We start from the raw sequence: 17,189 nt of genomic DNA, 5'->3' as shown, positions 1-17,189 counted from the left end.
ACGTTACACAAATACTCATGGCTGATACGAAAGAAAAGGCAAAAGCGAAGTCGCAGAAAGCAAAGGTACAGGCTGAACCATCATTTTCAAAAGAGACCTACATGCAGTGGTATGAGTCGATGAAACTCATGCGCCGTTTTGAAGAAAAATCTGGGCAGCTGTATGGCCAGCAGAAGATCAAAGGCTTCTGCCACCTTTACATTGGCCAGGAGGCCTGTGTGGCCGGTGCTGTTACAGCGCTCACCAAAGACGATAAGTGGATTACCGCTTACCGCGATCACGCCCACCCGCTGGCGCTGGGCTCATCGCCAGGCGCGATTATGGCCGAAATGTTTGCAAAGGTGACCGGTTGCTCCAAAGGCAAAGGCGGCTCGATGCACATGTTCGACAAAGAGGTGAACTTCATGGGCGGCCACGGTATTGTGGGTGGCCAGGTGCCACTGGGCGCAGGTATAGCCTTTGCCGAGAAGTATAACAAGACCGGCAACGTGTGTATCTGCTACATGGGCGACGGTGCCGTACGTCAGGGTGCCTTCCACGAGGCCCTGAACATGGCCATGACCTGGAAACTGCCGGTGATTTTTGTTATCGAGAACAACGGCTACGCAATGGGTACATCCGTAACGCGTACGTCTAACGTGACGGAGCTTTACAAACTGGGCCTTGCGTTCGACATGCCTTCGGAGCCAATAGAGGCCATGAGCGTGGAGAATGTGCACGAGGCTGTGGCAAGAGCCGCTGAGCGTGCCCGCGCCGGCGAAGGACCGACCTTGCTGGAGTTCAGAACTTACCGCTACAAAGGTCACTCCATGTCTGACCCTGCCAAGTATAGAACCAAAGAAGAGCTGGAAGACTACAAAGGCCGCGACTCGATAGAGTCTGTAAAAGCCACCATCCTGAAAAACGGCTGGGCTACTGAAGAGGAACTGGACGAGATCGACGAGCAGCAAAAGCAGATCGTGGCCGATGCTGTGAAGTTTGCCGAAGAGTCTCCATACCCGGATCCTTCTGAGCTGTACACCGACATTTATGTGGAGCCGAACTATCCATATATAATGGACTAAATTCTAAATATTTAAAGATTAGGAATTAAAAAACATAAATTTGATGTTCTGGTCTTATGAGATTTGGAACGAATCGCTTTTAATTTCTATTTTTGAGTTCTTATTTCAATTAAACTAATGGCAAAAGAGACAGTAAAGAAGCACAGCGAGTTTGAGGAGCTGGTAGAGAATCCGGAGGTGTTGGCTGAACGCCTGGCGCACTCGGAGGACTTTGTGAAGAAAAACAAGACCAAGCTGCTCGGTGTGTTTGCCGCCATTGCCGCTATTGTTGTTGCAGGTTTCCTGTATTATAACCACCGCACTACCCAGAACCAGGAGGCGCACGAAGCCATGTTCCAGGCAGTATACTACTTCGAAGCCGACTCGCTGAACAAAGCCCTGAACGGCGACGGACAGTACGACGGTTTGCTCAGCATTGCGGACGAGTATAGCGGAACAGAGGCTGGCAACCTGGCCAACTTCTACGCTGGCGTTGCTTTACTGAAGCAGGGAAATTTTGCCGAGGCACAGGCTCACTTAGAGGGCTTCAAGTCGGATGACTACCTGATGCAGGCGCGTGCTTACAGCCTGACAGGCGATGCACTCTCTGAGCAGGGCAAGTACAAGGAGGCAGCTGACCTGTATAACAAAGCTGCTAACCACAACAGCAACGCATTATTCTCACCACAGTACCTGATGAAGGCTGCCGTAGCGTACGAAGCTGCCAACGACTTCAAGGCTGCTGTCAACGTGTATGACAAGATCATCAAGGATTATGCGACCTCAGCTGAGGTAACCGATGCCAAAAAGTACAAGGCGCTTGCCGAGTCACTGGCCGGCACAGCTGCTGCCAAGTAAGATCCGATAGGCGAAGGCCTGGATATAAAAAGCGCTTTTGTCTTTCCGGCAAAAGCGCTTCTTTTTTTAGGCTAGCGGGGCATGGAACGGAAGCGCTATACCTGCTGTATGGCGTGGTCCTATACCTGCAAGTCAACAATTAAACAATTTAACCATCAACAATTTAACCATGGCTACTTCTCTCAAAAACCTGAACGACTATAAGAAAGAGGGCTTCGGCGATATATCTGAAAAGCGGTTTGGCATTGTAGTGGCCGACTGGCACCATGAGATAACCGATGTACTGTGTGCAGGCGCTATTGATACCTTGCTGCAGCACGGCGCCAAAAAGGAGAACATCTTCCGCAACACGGTGCCTGGCAGCTTCGAGCTAACACTGGGTGCACAGTTCCTGGCTTTGCAGGAAGAGATCGATGCGGTGATCTGTATCGGCGTTGTGATCAAGGGCGACACCAAGCACGACGACTACATCAACCACGCGGTAGCGAACGGCCTCACCAATGTGTCCCTCAAGTTCAACAAGCCTGTCTCGTTTGGCCTGGTAACGACCAATAACCTGGAGCAGGCCCTGGACAGAGCCGGCGGCAAGCACGGCAACAAAGGCGTAGAGGCAGCCGCAGCGGCCATCCACATGCTGAGCTTCTAGACCAGGAGCAGGTATAGAGGTATAACAGAAAGGCCCTTGCTAGTCATAGCAAGGGCCTTTTTTGATTTTGTGTAAGAAAAGATAGGTATAGGCAGTTTAAAAATTATAGCCGATCGCTATACCTGGCCGAACGGAAAAACCGCCTCCCAAAAGCATGTCGCCGATTATACCTGTATCAAAGTCTTCCTCTGTCCCAACGTTCACCTTCAGGTTGCCGCCGTTGTAGCCGGCTCCCAGGAACACATCGAAGGTAAAGCCGCTGTTAAAGATCCACTGGTTGCCGATGGCCACACCGGCCCCTATTGGTTTGTAAGTGGCGCTGTAGTCGCGGCCTTCTTCATCCTGCTTATCCATTGTCAGTTTAAAGCTCCTGATGCGGCCATAGCCTGCCACATACGGTCCCATGGGCGCCGCTTTGTTTTCAGAAAAATAATACCGCACCTCAGGCGTGAAGCCATACCCCCTGAACTTGACATCAGAAATAGAGATGCCCGAAACGGAAGCGCCGAGCTGTGCACTCAGGTTATCGGTAATGGCATACTCCAGAAAACCAGAGCCCGTAAGCGCGAAAGCACTCAACGGGTTTACCTTGATCACGGCTCTATTCGGTTGTTGTGCTTGGGCATGAGCCTGTTGGGAAGGTATAAAAAAGAGTGCTGCAGCAGCCAAAGCGAGTATTATTTTGTTTTTCATATATTAATGAGAGTATATCGAACCTAAGTTAAGCAGATCATGTTCAGGCTATCAGCAAGTTCCATTCCAGTATTGCGGCAAGCCGGATAAAAGAGCAGAAAGACAAAATTAAAATTAAAATAAAGAAGGCGGGTAGCAAATTATAGATATAACTTCTATTTTTGCACGAAATTTAGCTTAAATAATAATCTGAACATCAGTGTGGTTCAGTTTTTGGGCATAAGTTTGAAGCAGTAAACTAAAACTTCCCCTTTGCTGTTGAGTAGGCACAAGCGCAAACACAACGAAGGGGTGGTTTTTTAAGGATCAAGACAAAAAGCTATAACCTAGTTCTAAGATAGTATAATGAACACAAACGAAGAGAAACAGCGGTATTCCCGTGAGGAATTGGCAGAATTTGAAGCAATCATTCAGGAGAAGCTGACGAACGCACGCAAGGAAGTGTCTTTTATCAAAGAGACCCTGAGCCGCAAAAACGACTCGGGCACCGATAACACGGCATCTCCAACCAAGGTATTGGAAGACGGGGCTGACACAGCGGAAAAGGAAAGCCTGAACCAGCTGGCGTCGCGTCAGATGAAGTTTATCCAGCAGTTGGAAAATGCGCTGATCCGCATCAAAAACGGAACTTACGGTGTGTGCATCGTGACGGACAAGCTGATCCCGAAAGAGAGACTGCGTGCCGTGCCACACACACAGCATACCATCGAAGCCAAGCTTCAGCGTAAAGACTAGTCAATTTATACTTTGAATATACTGCAGAATCATATTCAGGCACTGGTATTTTGTGCCCAATCGCCAATCAGCATCGAAGAGGTGCAGCGCTGCCTGACGGAGTCGCTGCAAATGGAGGTGCTGGTGAGCGACGTGCTGGAGGCGATTGAAAATATCAATCAGCAGCTGGCTGAAGCTGGTTTTGCCTTTCAGATATACGCTATCGGAGGCGGCTACCAATTCCTGACCAAACCGGAGTATCAGGAAACGGTGAGCACGTACCTGAAGCATAAGTCAAAAAAGAAATTGTCAGCGTCTTCTCTGGAGACGCTGGCAATCATTGCCTACAAGCAGCCGATCACCCGCTCGGCTGTAGAGCAGATCCGTGGCGTTGGCTGCGACTACGCCATTCACAAACTACTAGAGAAAGAGCTTATCGAGATCAAGGGTAAAGCCGACACCATTGGGAGACCCGTCCTGTACGGCACGTCTCAGAAGTTCATGGACTACTTCGGTATTAACCACATCAAGGACCTTCCACAGCTAAAGGATTTCGCCTCAGAAGAAAACATGATTGGCGAGATAGCCGACTAGCGAACCCCCATCATTCATTAGAGTATACTATTCTTACATATACTGCACACAAGGGTACAGTAGCGATACTGCATCGATAATAATTAGACAATGGCAACAGAAAACGAAAGACCTTCACGCGACGGCGAAGGCAGAAGATCGTCTGACAGAAACGAGTCAGGCAGACCGTACAACGACCGCGGCGAAAAGAAGATTTTTAACAGAAGAGATAAAGGCGAAGGAAGAGATGGCGGTGAGCGCCGCTCTTTCGGAAACGATAGAAGAGACGACCGCGGAGACCGCAAACCATACGGCGACCGCCGCGAAGGTGGTGAGCGCCGCAGCTTCGGAGGTGACAGAGAGCGCCGCGAGGGTGGAGAAAGAAAGTCGTACGGAGATCGCAGAGAAGGCGGCGAAGGCCGTTCTTTCGGAGGCGATCGCGAACGCAAATCATACGGTGACAGAAGAGAGGGTGGCGAACGTCGCTCTTTTGGAGGAGACCGTGAGCGCAAGTCTTATGGCGAACGCAACGAGGGAGGCGAACGCAGATCCTATGGCGATCGCCGTGAAGGTGGTGAACGCAAAGAGGGTGGTGAGCGTCGCTTTGACTCAGAGCGTGGCGAGAGAAAATCCTTTAGCCGTGCTAACAGAGAAGAAGGAGGCGAGCGCCGTTCGTTTGGTGAGAACCGGGAAGAAAGAGGTGAACGCCGCTCATTTGGCAACGACCGTCGTGAAGGCGGAGAACGTCGTTCGTTCGGCGGCGACAGAGACCGCAAATCGTATGGCGATCGTCGCGAAGGCGGTGACAGAGAGCGTAAACCTTACGGTGACCGTCGCGAAGGTGGCGACAGAAAGCCATATGGTGACAGAAGAGAGAGTGGTGAAGGCCGTTCTTTCGGAGGAGATCGTGAGCGCAAGCCCTACGGTGACCGCAGAGAAGGTGGTGAAAGGGAAGAACGCCGTAGCTTCGGAGATCGCCGTGAAGGCGGTGACCGTGGCGAGAAACGTTCTTTCGGAGGCGACCGCAGAGAAGGTGGGGAGCGCCGCACCTTTGGTGATCGACGTGAAGGAGGCGAACGTAAATCATTCGACCGCAAAGACAGCTTCAGCAAAGATGGCGAAGAGCGCCGTAGCCGCAGTTTCGACAGCAGCTCCGATTCAGAGCACAATCCGGAGACGCCAAACTACGACCTGCGCCGCTACAAAGACAATCCGCGCATTAAGAAAACCAACCGCAAGGGCGAAGACGAGGATGGCAGCATCCGTCTGAACCGTTACATTGCCAATGCCGGGGTATGTTCACGTCGTGAGGCGGATGAGCTGATCCTGTCAGGCGAGATCAAGGTGAACGGTGAAGCCGTAACCGAAATGGGCTTCAAGGTACAGCCTTCTGATACCGTGACATACGGCAAGAAAGTGCTGAGCCGCGAGAAGATGGTATACGTGTTGCTCAACAAGCCAAAAGACTTTATCACGACAACAGAAGATCCGGAAGGCCGCAAGACCGTGATGAGCCTCGTGGAGAAATCCTCAAAAGAGCGCATCTTCCCGGTAGGTCGCCTGGATCGCAATACAACCGGTCTGCTGTTGTTCACCAACGACGGCGAGCTGGCCCAGAAACTGACGCACCCGTCGAACGAGATCAAGAAAATCTACCAGGTGGAGTTGGACAAGCCGATCACCAAAGACGATTTCCAGAAAGTGGTGGAAGGCGTGGAGCTGGAGGACGGCAAAGCGATGGTAGACGACGTGGCCATGCTGGGTGACTCAAAGAAGTTTCTCGGGCTGGAGATCCACATAGGTCGCAACCGCATCGTGCGCCGTATTTTTGAGCACCTGGGTTATGATGTAGTAACACTGGACCGCGTGCAGTACGCTGGCCTGACTAAGAAGGACCTGCCACGCGGCGAGTGGCGCTACCTGTCCGAAAAAGAAGTGATTCGTCTGAAATACTTTATGTAAGCATATGCGCAGCATCGCCATTGACATAGGCAATACAGGAGGTAAGTATGGTGTCTTCGAAGAGGACGCGCTTGTCTCGCAAGGCAGTTTTAAAGAACAGGAGGGACTACCGCAAACGGTAGCCTCCCAGACTTTTGACCATGCCATTATTGCGTCAGTGAGTGGTGACGCGGCAAAGATTCAAACAGGGCTGTCAGTGTCCGGGAGCATCATCATGCTTTCGGCGCAGACAGCCCTGCCTGTTTCTAACGATTACAAGACGCCCGCAACACTGGGTGCCGACCGCATCGCAGCTGCTGTGGCCGCCCACTATTTCTTTCCCGGGCGCAACTGCCTCACGATTGATGCAGGCACGGCCATCACCTATGACTTTATAGATGAGCGCGGCCATTACCAGGGCGGAGGTATAGCGCCTGGCATCCAGATGAAATTTAAAGCCCTGCATAATTTTACAGGCCGCCTTCCGTTAGTACAAGGAATCCACGAAAATTTTCCTTTGATCGGACAGACCACGCAGGAGTCGCTGGAGAGCGGTGTGCTGGGCGGTAGTGTGGCAGAGGTAGAGGGAATTATCAGCGCTTACCGTCAAAAATCAGATAAACTGGTGGTTATACTTTGCGGTGGAGACGCAGGATTTTTTGAAAGTACCGTAAAACACCCCATCTTTGTAATTCCTGAACTGGTCCTGATTGGACTGCAAAGAATATTAAGACATAATGTATAAAACGCTCCGTTTACTTATTTGCGCATCCGTACTGTGCCTGGCGCAGGGCGTGCAGGCGCAAAGCATCGGTAACTCGCCTTACTCCCGCTACGGATTAGGAGAACTCAACACCAACTTAGGCAACCTGCGAACGGCAGCAATGGGCGATGTGGGCGTAAGCACTGGAAACAGCTTTCATTCCAACACCGCCAACCCGGCACTTCTGTACTACAATAGCATCACGGTGTTTGATGTAGGTATAGCAGGCAGGTATAAAACCCTGAAAAACGCCAGCCAGTCGCAGCGCGACGGCGATGCCAACCTCAGTTACCTGACCCTGGGCGTGCCTATTACCAAGCGCTGGAGTTCTGCACTCAGCCTGAGGCCTTATAGCTCAGTTGAATACAAGATCACAAACATGGGTTCATTGCCGAACAGGCAGGAAGCCGTAGTAATCAGCGAATACAGTGGCGAAGGCGGTATTTCGGAACTATACTTCGGGCATGGTGTCCGAATTGCGGACGGTCTGACAATCGGCGCCAGCGCCTCATACCTGTTCGGTACTATCTCGCAGGAGTCTTCCTCTATCGTGGCGGATACGACGATCAGCAATGCCTCGCTGGAGCGGGTGGCCTACGTGGAGCGCACCCGCTATACAGATTTTATTTTCAGGGGTGGAGCCAACTACCGCAAGAAGATCGCTGACAAGTCCTACATAAGCGCTGGAGCCGTTTATACCCTGGGCACCGACCTGAATGCGAAGCGCAGCACTGCCTACGAGCGCCGCGACCTGGGAGATGCCCTCAAGGGGGCGCCAATGCTGCCCGACAGCGTAGAATCTTCCGTGAATGTTCCGCCAAGCCTGAGCGCCTCCATTAGCTACGACAATGGCTCTAACCTGACCATCGGTACAGAGTTTATGACGCAGGACTGGTCGGACTACCGCAACCTGGATGGAGAGCAGGAACTCGGCAAAAGCTATAAGATTGGTTTCGGTACCGAGTTCACGCCCAACCCAACCGCCATCGACAGTTACCTCAAGCGTGTTACGTACCGGGGCGGTCTGCGCTACGGCCAGAGCCCCTACAGCATTAACGGCGAGAACATCAAGGACATGGCCGTTACAGGAGGCGCAACATTCCCAATAGGACGCGGAAATTACTTTGAGCCTCCTTTCCAACTGAACGTTATGATGGGCTATGGCAAGCGGGGTACGACTGACAAGGGCCTGATTGCTGAAAACTACTTCCAGTTCGGTGCAGGTGTGACCATCAACAGCCGCTGGTTTGTAAAACGCAGAATAGAGTAAACTATTCCGACCTTAAAAGCATTATTAAAACAGGCCGTTCTGACGACGGTCTTTTTTAATTTTTAGTATCTTCACTTTCGATAAGGATAAAAAGCATGCCGAGATCTATTTTTTCAGTGCTGATCGCCTTGCTGGCCATCTTGGCAGCAGGCTGCGGAACAGAGCTGAAGGACCCGGACCAGGAGAAGAAATATGAAGGCCCCTTTCGGGAAACAGCCAATGTGCTGACCCTGTACAGCGACTCGGCCAAGGTGATGGTCAGGCTGCAGACCCCGATGCAGGAAGACTACGAAAATGGCGATGTGGTTTTTCCGGACGGCATTGACGTGGAGTTTCTGGAAGAAGGGGAAGCGGTGACTTCCACGCTACGGGCCAATTACGGCAAGCAGGAGAGCAACAAAGACCTATACCTGGTGCGGGGCAACGTGATCGTGCACAACCTGCAGAAGCAGGAAAAACTCGAAACGGAAGAACTTTACTGGAACAAAGCCAAGGCCCAGATCTACACAGACAAGTTTGTGAAGATCACGACGCCCGAGGAAATCCTGATGGGGCACGGCCTGGAGGCAAACCAGGACTTTAGCAATTACAGAATCAAAAAAGTAACAGGCGTTTTCAGCCTGAAAGAATAATGAACCCAAAACTGGTTAATAGCATTTTACTGTCGCTGGCTTTTGTAGCCATGGTGATTGGCGTGCACAGAAGCATTCAGGAATCTGATATTGCAGGCAATTACTGGATCTACATGATCGGCTTTATGCTCTACATCGTGTACCATTACCGCAAGAAGAAACAGACCGAGTAGTCTGCAGGATCTTATGATAGACCCCGACCAGATACTGCTGCTATTTGTTGCGCTGCTGTCCTGTGCCTTTTTCGCAGGTATGGAGATCGCTTTTATGGCTGCGAATAAACTGCAGATAGAGCTCGACGAGAAAAACAACGTCCTTTCCGGGCGCATCCTCACGCATCTGCTTCGTCAACCCGCTCACCTGATGGGCACCACCCTGATCGGCTACGTCCTCTCGCTGGTGCTGTACGGCTTCGTGATCGCGGGCATCCTCTATACCTTGCTCCAGACCTACCTGCCTGCGTCTTTGCAACTGGCCCCGCTTATTCTGGTGCTGCAGGTGCTGGTCGCTTCTGTCTTCGTGCTGCTCACGGCCGAGTTTCTTCCCCGCAGCCTCTTTGCCATCAACCCCAACCGCATGCTCGACGTGCTGGCTATACCGATGCTGGTGCTGTATTACCTGCTATACCCTGTTGTCATCCTGCTGATGGGGCTGAGCAAATGGATTGCCGAGCGGATACTTAAGATCGAGTTCTCGGACGAGCACCCGGTGTTTGGGGTAACGGACCTGAACGCCTTCATCAAAAACCGGCTCTACCACCCGGTAGAGGAGGGAGCCCCGGAAGTAGACCAGGAGATATTCCACAATGCGCTCGAGTTTAAGAAAGTGCGTGTGAAGGAATGCATGGTGCCGCGCACGGAGGTAGAGGCAATAGAGGTAAATGAGACGGTAGAACTTTTGCGTGACACTTTTATCAAAACAGGACATTCCAAGATCCTGGTATACGAGGACTCCATAGACAACATCATCGGGTACTGCCACCAGCTGGCCATGTTTCAGCAGCCACGCCACATCCGCGAGATCCTGTCGCCGGTGAGCCTGGTGCCGGAGAGTATGCTGGCCAGCGAGCTGTTTTTGCGCTTCGGCACGGAGCACCGCACCGTGGCCGTGGTGGTAGACGAGTTCGGCGGAACGTCCGGCATCGTGACGGTGGAGGATGTGATCGAGGAGATTGTAGGGGAGATACAGGACGAGTACGATTACGAGGCCCTGCTTGAGCAGGTGTTCCCGGCCAAGCACCTATACCTGCTGAGCGCCCGCCACGAGATCGACTACCTCAACGACAAATACGAGCTCAACCTGCCTGAAGGGGATTACGAGACACTGGGTGGCCTTATTTTCTCGGTGCTGGGCGAAATACCGAAGCCGGGCGATGTGGTGGAGCTGCGTCCTTTTATGATCACCATCCTGTCGATGGACGATAACCGCATCAATGCCGTGAAGCTCTTCAAAGATCCAGACTTACAGGCAGATGGCGTATTTTAAACAGATGCGCACAAAATTTTGAATTTTTGCACGATTAACCTTATTTTGCACATCCTTTATCATTCGTATAACACATGGCATTAATTAACAAGATTAGAGAGAAGTCGGGTTGGGCTGTTGGCGCTATCGCCATTGGACTTGGCGTATTTGTAGTAGGCGGCGACCTATTAGGGCCAAACTCCAGACTTTTGGGCAACGATGCAACTACCGTAGGCGAAATAGCCGGTGAGAAAATAGACTACCAGCGCTTCGATATGGTGTTTCAGCAGATCAAAGCCCAGTACGAAGGACAGGTACAGCGCGCAGCCACTGAGAGTGAAATGGCCATGATGCGTGAGCAGGCCTGGAACCAGCTAATCTTCCAGATTGCCCTGCAGAAGGAGTACGACCGCCTGGGCATACAGGTGTCAGAAGAAGAACTGGCCGATATGGTGCAGGGTAACAACATCCACCCTTCAGTGCGCCAGGCATTTACCAACCCGCAAACCGGCGAGTTCGACCGTTCCCAGGTTGTGCAGTACCTGCAGAGCCTGGACCAGACTGGTGGCCGCCCGATGTGGGTGAACTTCGAGCAGAGCATCCTCAACGACCGTATCCAGACCAAGTACAGCAACCTGCTGACCAAGTCGGTGTACGTAACAGGGGCTGAAGCGAAGAAGCACTTCGATGCGCAGAACACGATCGCCGACATGAAAGTGTTGTACATCCCTTACTTCTCGATCGCTGACTCAGCTGTGAGCGTAACAGACGCACAGTTGAAAGACTACTACAACCGCAACAAGGAGCTCTACAAAGTAGAAGATGGCCGTACGCTGGAGTTTGTGACCATTCCGGTTGCTGCCTCTACCGACGACATGAACTATTTCCAGGAAGAGCTGAAAGACCTGACAGAACAGTTTACGGCAGCCACCAACGACTCCGCTTTCGTGAACACACACTCCGACGTGCCATACGACGGTACGTACCTGCACACCGCAGAGCTGCCTGAGCAATTGCACAAAATCGCACCATTGGAAGAAGGCAAGGTATACGGCCCTTACAACGACGGCGATACCTATGCTTTGTACAAGATCGTGGACATCAAAGACGGTAGCGTGAACACAGCACGTGCCAGCCACATTCTGATCAAGCCGGAGAACGACACGCCGGAGGCGAAGCAGGCAGCCCTTGCCAAAGCAAAAGATATTCAGGCGCAAATCAAAAACGGCGCTGATTTCGCGGCAATGGCGGCACAGCACGGTTCTGACGGTACAGCATCAGTAGGTGGTGACCTGGGTTACTTCACGGAAGGCCGCATGGTGCCAGCTTTTGAGAAAGCGGTATTTGGCGCTACTGCCGAAGGCCTGCTGCCTGCTCCTGTTGAAACAGAGTACGGTTACCACATCATCAAAGTGACGGCTCCCAAGTCGAAGCGTACGTACAAAGTGGCTGCCGTGCAGCGCTCACTGGACGCCAGCGACGCCACCCGCGACCAGGCCTATGCCATGGCCGACGAGCTGGCCGGCACAAGCGGTTCAACTCAGGAGTTCAGAGAGAACGTGAAGAAAAACGAGGCACTTTCTGTTGAAGAAGCGCCAAACGTAGGCAAGAACAACGTGCTGGTAGGTAACCTGAGCAACGCCAGAGAACTGGTGCGCTGGGCTTACTCCAAAGACACTTCAGTTGGTGACGTGTCGCCTGTGTTCGAGATCAACGACCAGTACGTAATCGCTACCCTGACCGGCAAGCGTGAGGCTGGTTATGCCAAGCTGGAGGATGTGAAAGAAGAGCTGACTGCCGCCGTTCGTAACGAGGTAAAAGCACAGCAGATCATCGCCAAGCTGAAAGGCGCTACCGGTTCAATCGATCAGATCGCGGCTAACTACGGCCCGGATGCGATTGTAAGAGATGCTGCAGATGTATCGCTTGCTTCTGGTGCTATACCTGGCCTGGGCTTGGAGCCAGTGGCCATCGGCAGTGCATTTGGCCTGAAGCCTGGCAGCCGTACTGCTCCGATCGAAGGACAGGGTGGCGTGGTGATAGCAGAGCTGGTTAACGTGACCAAAGCGCCGGATGCGCAAGATCTTTCTGGCGTGAAAGCACAGCTGGCCAACACCCGCTCTTCACGTGTAGAAAGCAACGCGTTCGAGGCGATCAAAGAGAAAGCCGATATCAAAGACAACCGCGTAAGATTCTTCTAAGACTTACAGAAGGTATAAGAGCAAAGGGCTGTTTCGGAAGAAGCAGCCCTTTGTTGTTAATGGCCAAATTAAAATTATTGGTTATCTTCAATTTCGGGAGATAAGTCCATATCAAAAAGCCCGCATACACGTTTTAAGAGATGATGCCTGTACCTGTGAAGACCTGCTATACCTACCTGCTGCTGACACTGGCCCTGCTACTGCTGGCTATACCTGGTGCCATGGCGCAAAACCAGGAGCTGGCGCTGGCACGCGAGTACCTCAGCAAAGGTGAGTACCAGAAGGCGGAGGCCATTTACAGCAAGCTCATCGACGACCAGCGCCTCTTTTCCGTCGTGTACCCCGACTACCTGAAAACCCTGCTGGCGCAGAACAATCACAAAGATGCCGAGAAGCTGGTGAAGCGCACCATCAAGCGCTATCCGGGGCAGGTGAGCTACAACATCGACCTGGGTATAGTCTACCAGGCAGCCGGCGACAAAGCGGCTGCGGAGAAGCACTTCGACAAACTGATTGCCCAACTGAAGCCGGAGGAAGTGATCGTAGCCGCCAGCGTATTTGTGCAGCACGAGTTGTTCGACTATGCCGAGAAAGCCTACCTGCGGGGCCGTGAGCTCAGCAAGAACCCTTACGAACACAACCGCTCGCTCATCGCGCTCTATACCTTCCGCCAGAAGCATGAAAATCTGATAGGGGAGGCGCTTAACCTGCTGCAGGAAAACGAGAGCGAGCTGATCTATGTGCAGAACATGCTGCAGAACAGCATGCAGGACGAAAAGACGATGGACCTGCTGGAAAAAGAACTCATTACCCGGGTGCAGCAAAACCCCGACCTGCTGGCTTACAACGAACTGCTGATCTGGCTCTACATCCAGCGTCGCGACTTCTACAGCGCCCTGCTGCAGGCCCGCTCTGTGGACAAGCGCACCCGTAGCGGCGGTACCCGCGTGATGGAGCTGGGAGCCATTAGTGCCCGCAACCAGGATTACCAGGGTGCCATCGAGGCCTACGAGTACATCATCAAAGAGTACCCGGACGGGCCCTATTACCTGATTGCCCGGCAGCGACTGATACACGCCCGCGAGGAACAGGTGGAGAACACCTTCCCGGTTGACCTGGACAAGATCCGGACGCTGATAACGGACTATGAAGCACTGCTGGCTGAAGTGGGACGCAATGACCAGACCGTGGAGGTGCTGCAACACATGGCCAATCTATATGCCTTTCACCTGGATGATAAAGACAAAGCCATTGCCTTGTTGCAGGAGGCCATTGCCATGCCACGTGCCAAGTCCGATTTTGTGGCTGAAAGCAAGCTCACGCTAGGCGATATCTACCTGCTGAAAGGAGAACCCTGGGAGTCGACTTTGCTGTACTCGCAGGTGGAGAAGTCGCATAAGGAAACGCCGATCGGGCACGAGGCCAAGCTGCGCAACGCCCGGCTCAACTACTACAAAGGTGACTTCGAACTGGCGCAGGCCCACCTCGATATCCTGAAGCTGGCCACCAGCCGCGAGATCGCCAACGACGCCATGGACCTGAGTCTGCTCATTACCGACAACACCGGCCTGGACACCTCTACCGTAGCGATGGAAGAGTATGCGGCCATTGAGTTGCTCATCTTCCAGAACAAGCTGGACGAGGCGCAAAATAGACTGGACGATATGCTGCAGAAATTCCCGGGCCACAGCCTGACGGATGAGATCTACTTCCGGAAAGCCAGCATCTACGAGCGCACCGGTGCGTTTGACAAAGCCATCGCCAGTCTGCAGAAAGTGGTGAGCGCTCCCGCCGATATTCTGAGTGATGATGCGCTGTATAAAATGGCCTACATCTACGAGGAGAACCTGAAAGACACCCAGAAGGCACAGGAGCTATACAACGAGTTTCTGGTGAAGCACCAGGGCAGCATTTACGTGGCTGAGGCCCGCAAACGCTTCCGCAACCTTCGCGGCGATGCGCCCGTGGTTAACTAATACCTAAGCAAAAGTTCTTAGGCTATACCTGCACCTGACCAGAGGTAGCATAACGGCTGCACTATTGGCGACAGAGAGTTTTGCACCAGGAGCTACAATGGCTCTTTCGGATTTACCAATCCGAAAGTTTTATCGAGGGCCCCTACCCCCACTGTTGGAGATTTTTCAATCCCCGCTTTGCTATATACGCGGGTCAGGAGACCCGCAACAGTTTAGATTCGGATAAATATATCCGAATCAGCTTCAAAAATTCTTTAATCAACTGATAGGTATAGCGATCAGTCGTAAGTGTAATACTCCCAGTTGTTTAGCCTAGGGCCACACAGGCTAGTAAACCCCCAATCCGCCCGATGTGCGCCTAATGGGGCATGCTGTAAAAGTCTTTGCGAATGGTATAAACTGTTTTCTGCTCTACATCCTAAGCAAAGAAAATAAACAGGAACAGGATGAAGAGAAGGAAGAATCCATACATGATCAGGTCGAGCGAGTAGTTCTTATACTGCTCATAAATTTCTTTAATGCGTTTCATGATCTGGTGAATTGTATAGCTGCAAATTACAAAAAATAGCGCAAAGGTGCTGCGTAATGGGATGCGGCGAACCCAAATCCTGCGTAAATTGACTACCTTTGCACTCGGGTTTATTTGTGAAGCAGCATATGGAGAAAAGGTGGGTATATAACGCAAGAGTTGCGCCGGAATTGATCAATCAACTGGCCGAATCGCTCCGGATCAGCACCACGCTGGCTGATGTACTGTGTCAGCGCTCTATCTGCACGTTTGACGAGGCAAAATCCTTTTTCCGCCCCAGCCTGCTCGACCTGCACGACCCTTTCCTGATGAAGGACATGCACCGCGCCGTCGATCGACTGGCCGAGGCCCTGCACCGCGCCGAGCGCATTCTGGTGTACGGCGACTACGACGTGGACGGCACCACCTCCGTGGCGCTCATGTATAGCTTCCTGCAGCCGCTCACCCAACCCGGTCAGCTCGAGTATTACATCCCGGACAGGTATAAGGAAGGCTACGGCGTCTCCACGCAAGGTATAGACTATGCCAAGGAGCAGGGCTTCACACTGATCGTCAGTCTCGACTGCGGCATCAAGTCGGCCGACAAGGTGGCCTATGCTAAATCACTAGGTATAGACTTCATCATCTGCGACCATCACTTGCCCGACGAGGACATTCCGCAGGCCGTGGCAGTGCTGGATCCGAAACAGATCGATTGCCCTTATCCTTACAAAGAACTTTCGGGTTGTGGCGTTGGCTTTAAGCTGGCGCAGGCTTTTTGTATGCAGCAGGGCATCCCGCTGGAAGAGACCTTCAAGCTGCTCGACCTGCTGGTGGTGAGCATTGCCGCCGACATTGTGCCGATCACGGGAGAGAACCGCATTCTGGCATACTTTGGTCTGCAGCTGATCAACGGACCTGGCCCGCTGCGTCCGGGGCTTGAGGCGCTCAAGGAACTGGCAGGTATAACCGGTGAGATGGACATTACGAGTGTGGTGTTCGGCTTTGCGCCCCGCATTAATGCGGCAGGGCGTATGGGCGATGCGAAGCGCTCTGTGCGCATGCTGCTGGCTCAGACGAAGACAGAGGCCATTGAGATGGCCGATATCATCAACGAGTCCAACAAAGAGCGCCGCGACAAAGACTCCAACATCACCAAGGAGGCGCTGCAGATGATTGCCGAGGACGAGTTTCTGCGCAATGCCAACTCGACGGTGCTCTACAAAGAGAACTGGCACAAGGGCGTGATCGGTATTGTGGCTTCGCGCTGCATCGATCACTACTACCGCCCTACCATCATCCTCACGCAATCAAACGGCAAGGCGTCCGGTTCGGCCCGTTCGGTGCATGGTTTCAACGTGCACGACGCCATCGAAAGCTGCTCCGATTTGCTCGATCAGTTTGGGGGCCACATGTACGCCGCCGGCCTGACGTTGCCGGTGGAGAACGTGCCAGCCTTCAGACAGCGCTTTGAAGAGGTGGTGGCCCGTACCATTACCGAAGACCAGAAGATCCCGCAGATAGAAGTAGACGCCAAGATCAGGCTCAACCAGATTACCCAGAACTTCTACAAGATCATCAAACAGATGGAGCCTTTTGGGCCGGGCAACATGAAGCCTGTGTTCGTTTCGGAATGCGTGTACGATACGGGCTCTGTGCGGGTAGTCGGTGACAGCCACCTGAAGCTGCGCCTGACGCAGGACGGGTTTTATGACATTGACGCCATCGGCTTTGGCTTTAGCGACTTCTTCCGACACATCTCCAAAGGGATACCATTTGATGTGTGCTATACCATAGAAGAGAACGAGTACAGGGGAAACGTGACGCTGCAGCTGCGCATCAAGGACATCCGGATGCTGAAGTAGTAAACGATCTACCTCTCACGCTCTTGTGCAAGGTTTGCAGCT

Annotated in this window: 15 protein-coding genes; 14 read left to right on the top strand and 1 reads right to left on the bottom strand. The window is 52.6% G+C overall.

Translation table 11 applies throughout. The features are described 5' to 3' along the window. Window positions 1–17: 17 nt before the first annotated feature. The 3 genes from pdhA to ribH all read left to right on the top strand — a co-directional run bounded on the left by pdhA (window position 18) and on the right by ribH (window position 2,547). Complete coding sequence (pdhA, locus tag IEV97_RS06795) at window positions 18–1,064, top strand: pyruvate dehydrogenase (acetyl-transferring) E1 component subunit alpha (RefSeq protein ID WP_188500748.1); 1,047 nt, start codon at window positions 18–20, stop codon at window positions 1,062–1,064. A 117-nt stretch (window positions 1,065–1,181) separates the two neighbouring features. After that, complete coding sequence (locus IEV97_RS06790; RefSeq protein ID WP_188500747.1) at window positions 1,182–1,901, top strand: tetratricopeptide repeat protein; 720 nt, start codon at window positions 1,182–1,184, stop codon at window positions 1,899–1,901. Between the two features lie 169 nt (window positions 1,902–2,070). After that, window positions 2,071–2,547, top strand: coding sequence for a 6,7-dimethyl-8-ribityllumazine synthase (gene ribH / locus IEV97_RS06785; RefSeq protein WP_188500746.1), 477 nt, complete (start codon window positions 2,071–2,073; stop codon window positions 2,545–2,547). 96 nt (window positions 2,548–2,643) lie between these two features. Here ribH and IEV97_RS06780 read toward each other — a convergent pair whose 3' ends face one another. After that, a complete protein-coding gene (locus IEV97_RS06780; RefSeq protein ID WP_188500745.1) occupies window positions 2,644–3,240 on the bottom strand; it encodes a DUF3575 domain-containing protein in 597 nt (198 codons plus the stop codon). A 345-nt stretch (window positions 3,241–3,585) separates the two neighbouring features. On the opposite strand from IEV97_RS06780, the gene IEV97_RS06775 reads away from it, so the two are divergent. From IEV97_RS06775 to recJ, 11 genes are all read left to right on the top strand, one after another. Next, entirely contained in the window at window positions 3,586–3,975 is a 390-nt protein-coding gene (locus IEV97_RS06775) for a TraR/DksA family transcriptional regulator (RefSeq protein WP_188500744.1), read from the top strand. A 12-nt stretch (window positions 3,976–3,987) separates the two neighbouring features. Further along, window positions 3,988–4,548: an SMC-Scp complex subunit ScpB gene (gene scpB / locus IEV97_RS06770; RefSeq protein ID WP_188500743.1), complete on the top strand. Its 561-nt coding sequence runs from the start codon at window positions 3,988–3,990 to the stop codon at window positions 4,546–4,548. Window positions 4,549–4,638: 90 nt separating this feature from the next. Continuing rightward, a complete protein-coding gene (locus IEV97_RS20125; RefSeq protein WP_188500742.1) occupies window positions 4,639–6,489 on the top strand; it encodes a pseudouridine synthase in 1,851 nt (616 codons plus the stop codon). Between the two features lie 4 nt (window positions 6,490–6,493). Beyond that, window positions 6,494–7,213, top strand: coding sequence for a type III pantothenate kinase (locus tag IEV97_RS06760; RefSeq protein WP_188500741.1), 720 nt, complete (start codon window positions 6,494–6,496; stop codon window positions 7,211–7,213). Then, on the top strand, window positions 7,206–8,501 hold the full coding sequence (gene bamG, locus IEV97_RS06755; RefSeq protein WP_188500740.1) for a BamG family beta-barrel-assembly machinery protein: 1,296 nt from the start codon (window positions 7,206–7,208) through the stop codon (window positions 8,499–8,501). Before IEV97_RS06760 ends, bamG begins: the two co-directional genes overlap by 8 nt. 95 nt (window positions 8,502–8,596) lie before the next feature. Further along, on the top strand, window positions 8,597–9,133 hold the full coding sequence (gene lptC / locus IEV97_RS06750; protein ID WP_188500739.1) for an LPS export ABC transporter periplasmic protein LptC: 537 nt from the start codon (window positions 8,597–8,599) through the stop codon (window positions 9,131–9,133). Next, window positions 9,133–9,306: a hypothetical protein gene (locus IEV97_RS06745; protein ID WP_180336386.1), complete on the top strand. Its 174-nt coding sequence runs from the start codon at window positions 9,133–9,135 to the stop codon at window positions 9,304–9,306. Before lptC ends, IEV97_RS06745 begins: the two co-directional genes overlap by 1 nt. A 13-nt stretch (window positions 9,307–9,319) precedes the next feature. Further along, a complete protein-coding gene (locus IEV97_RS06740; protein WP_188500738.1) occupies window positions 9,320–10,618 on the top strand; it encodes a hemolysin family protein in 1,299 nt (432 codons plus the stop codon). Window positions 10,619–10,692: 74 nt separating this feature from the next. Further along, window positions 10,693–12,798 carry a peptidylprolyl isomerase gene (locus IEV97_RS06735; RefSeq protein WP_188500737.1) on the top strand — a complete coding sequence of 702 codons (2,106 nt, stop codon included), beginning with the start codon at window positions 10,693–10,695 and terminating at the stop codon, window positions 12,796–12,798. Window positions 12,799–12,938: 140 nt separating this feature from the next. Further along, a complete protein-coding gene (locus tag IEV97_RS06730) occupies window positions 12,939–14,774 on the top strand; it encodes a tetratricopeptide repeat protein (RefSeq protein ID WP_229733829.1) in 1,836 nt (611 codons plus the stop codon). Between the two features lie 657 nt (window positions 14,775–15,431). Beyond that, complete coding sequence (recJ, locus tag IEV97_RS06725) at window positions 15,432–17,147, top strand: single-stranded-DNA-specific exonuclease RecJ (RefSeq protein ID WP_188500736.1); 1,716 nt, start codon at window positions 15,432–15,434, stop codon at window positions 17,145–17,147. Window positions 17,148–17,189: the final 42 nt, after the last annotated feature.

The sequence above is a fragment of the Pontibacter amylolyticus genome (genome assembly GCF_014638845.1).
Classification (GTDB): Bacteria; Bacteroidota; Bacteroidia; order Cytophagales; family Hymenobacteraceae; genus Pontibacter; species Pontibacter amylolyticus.
The sequence above is the reverse complement of the archived record's forward strand: the minus strand, read 5'-3'. Positions and strand labels throughout refer to the sequence as shown.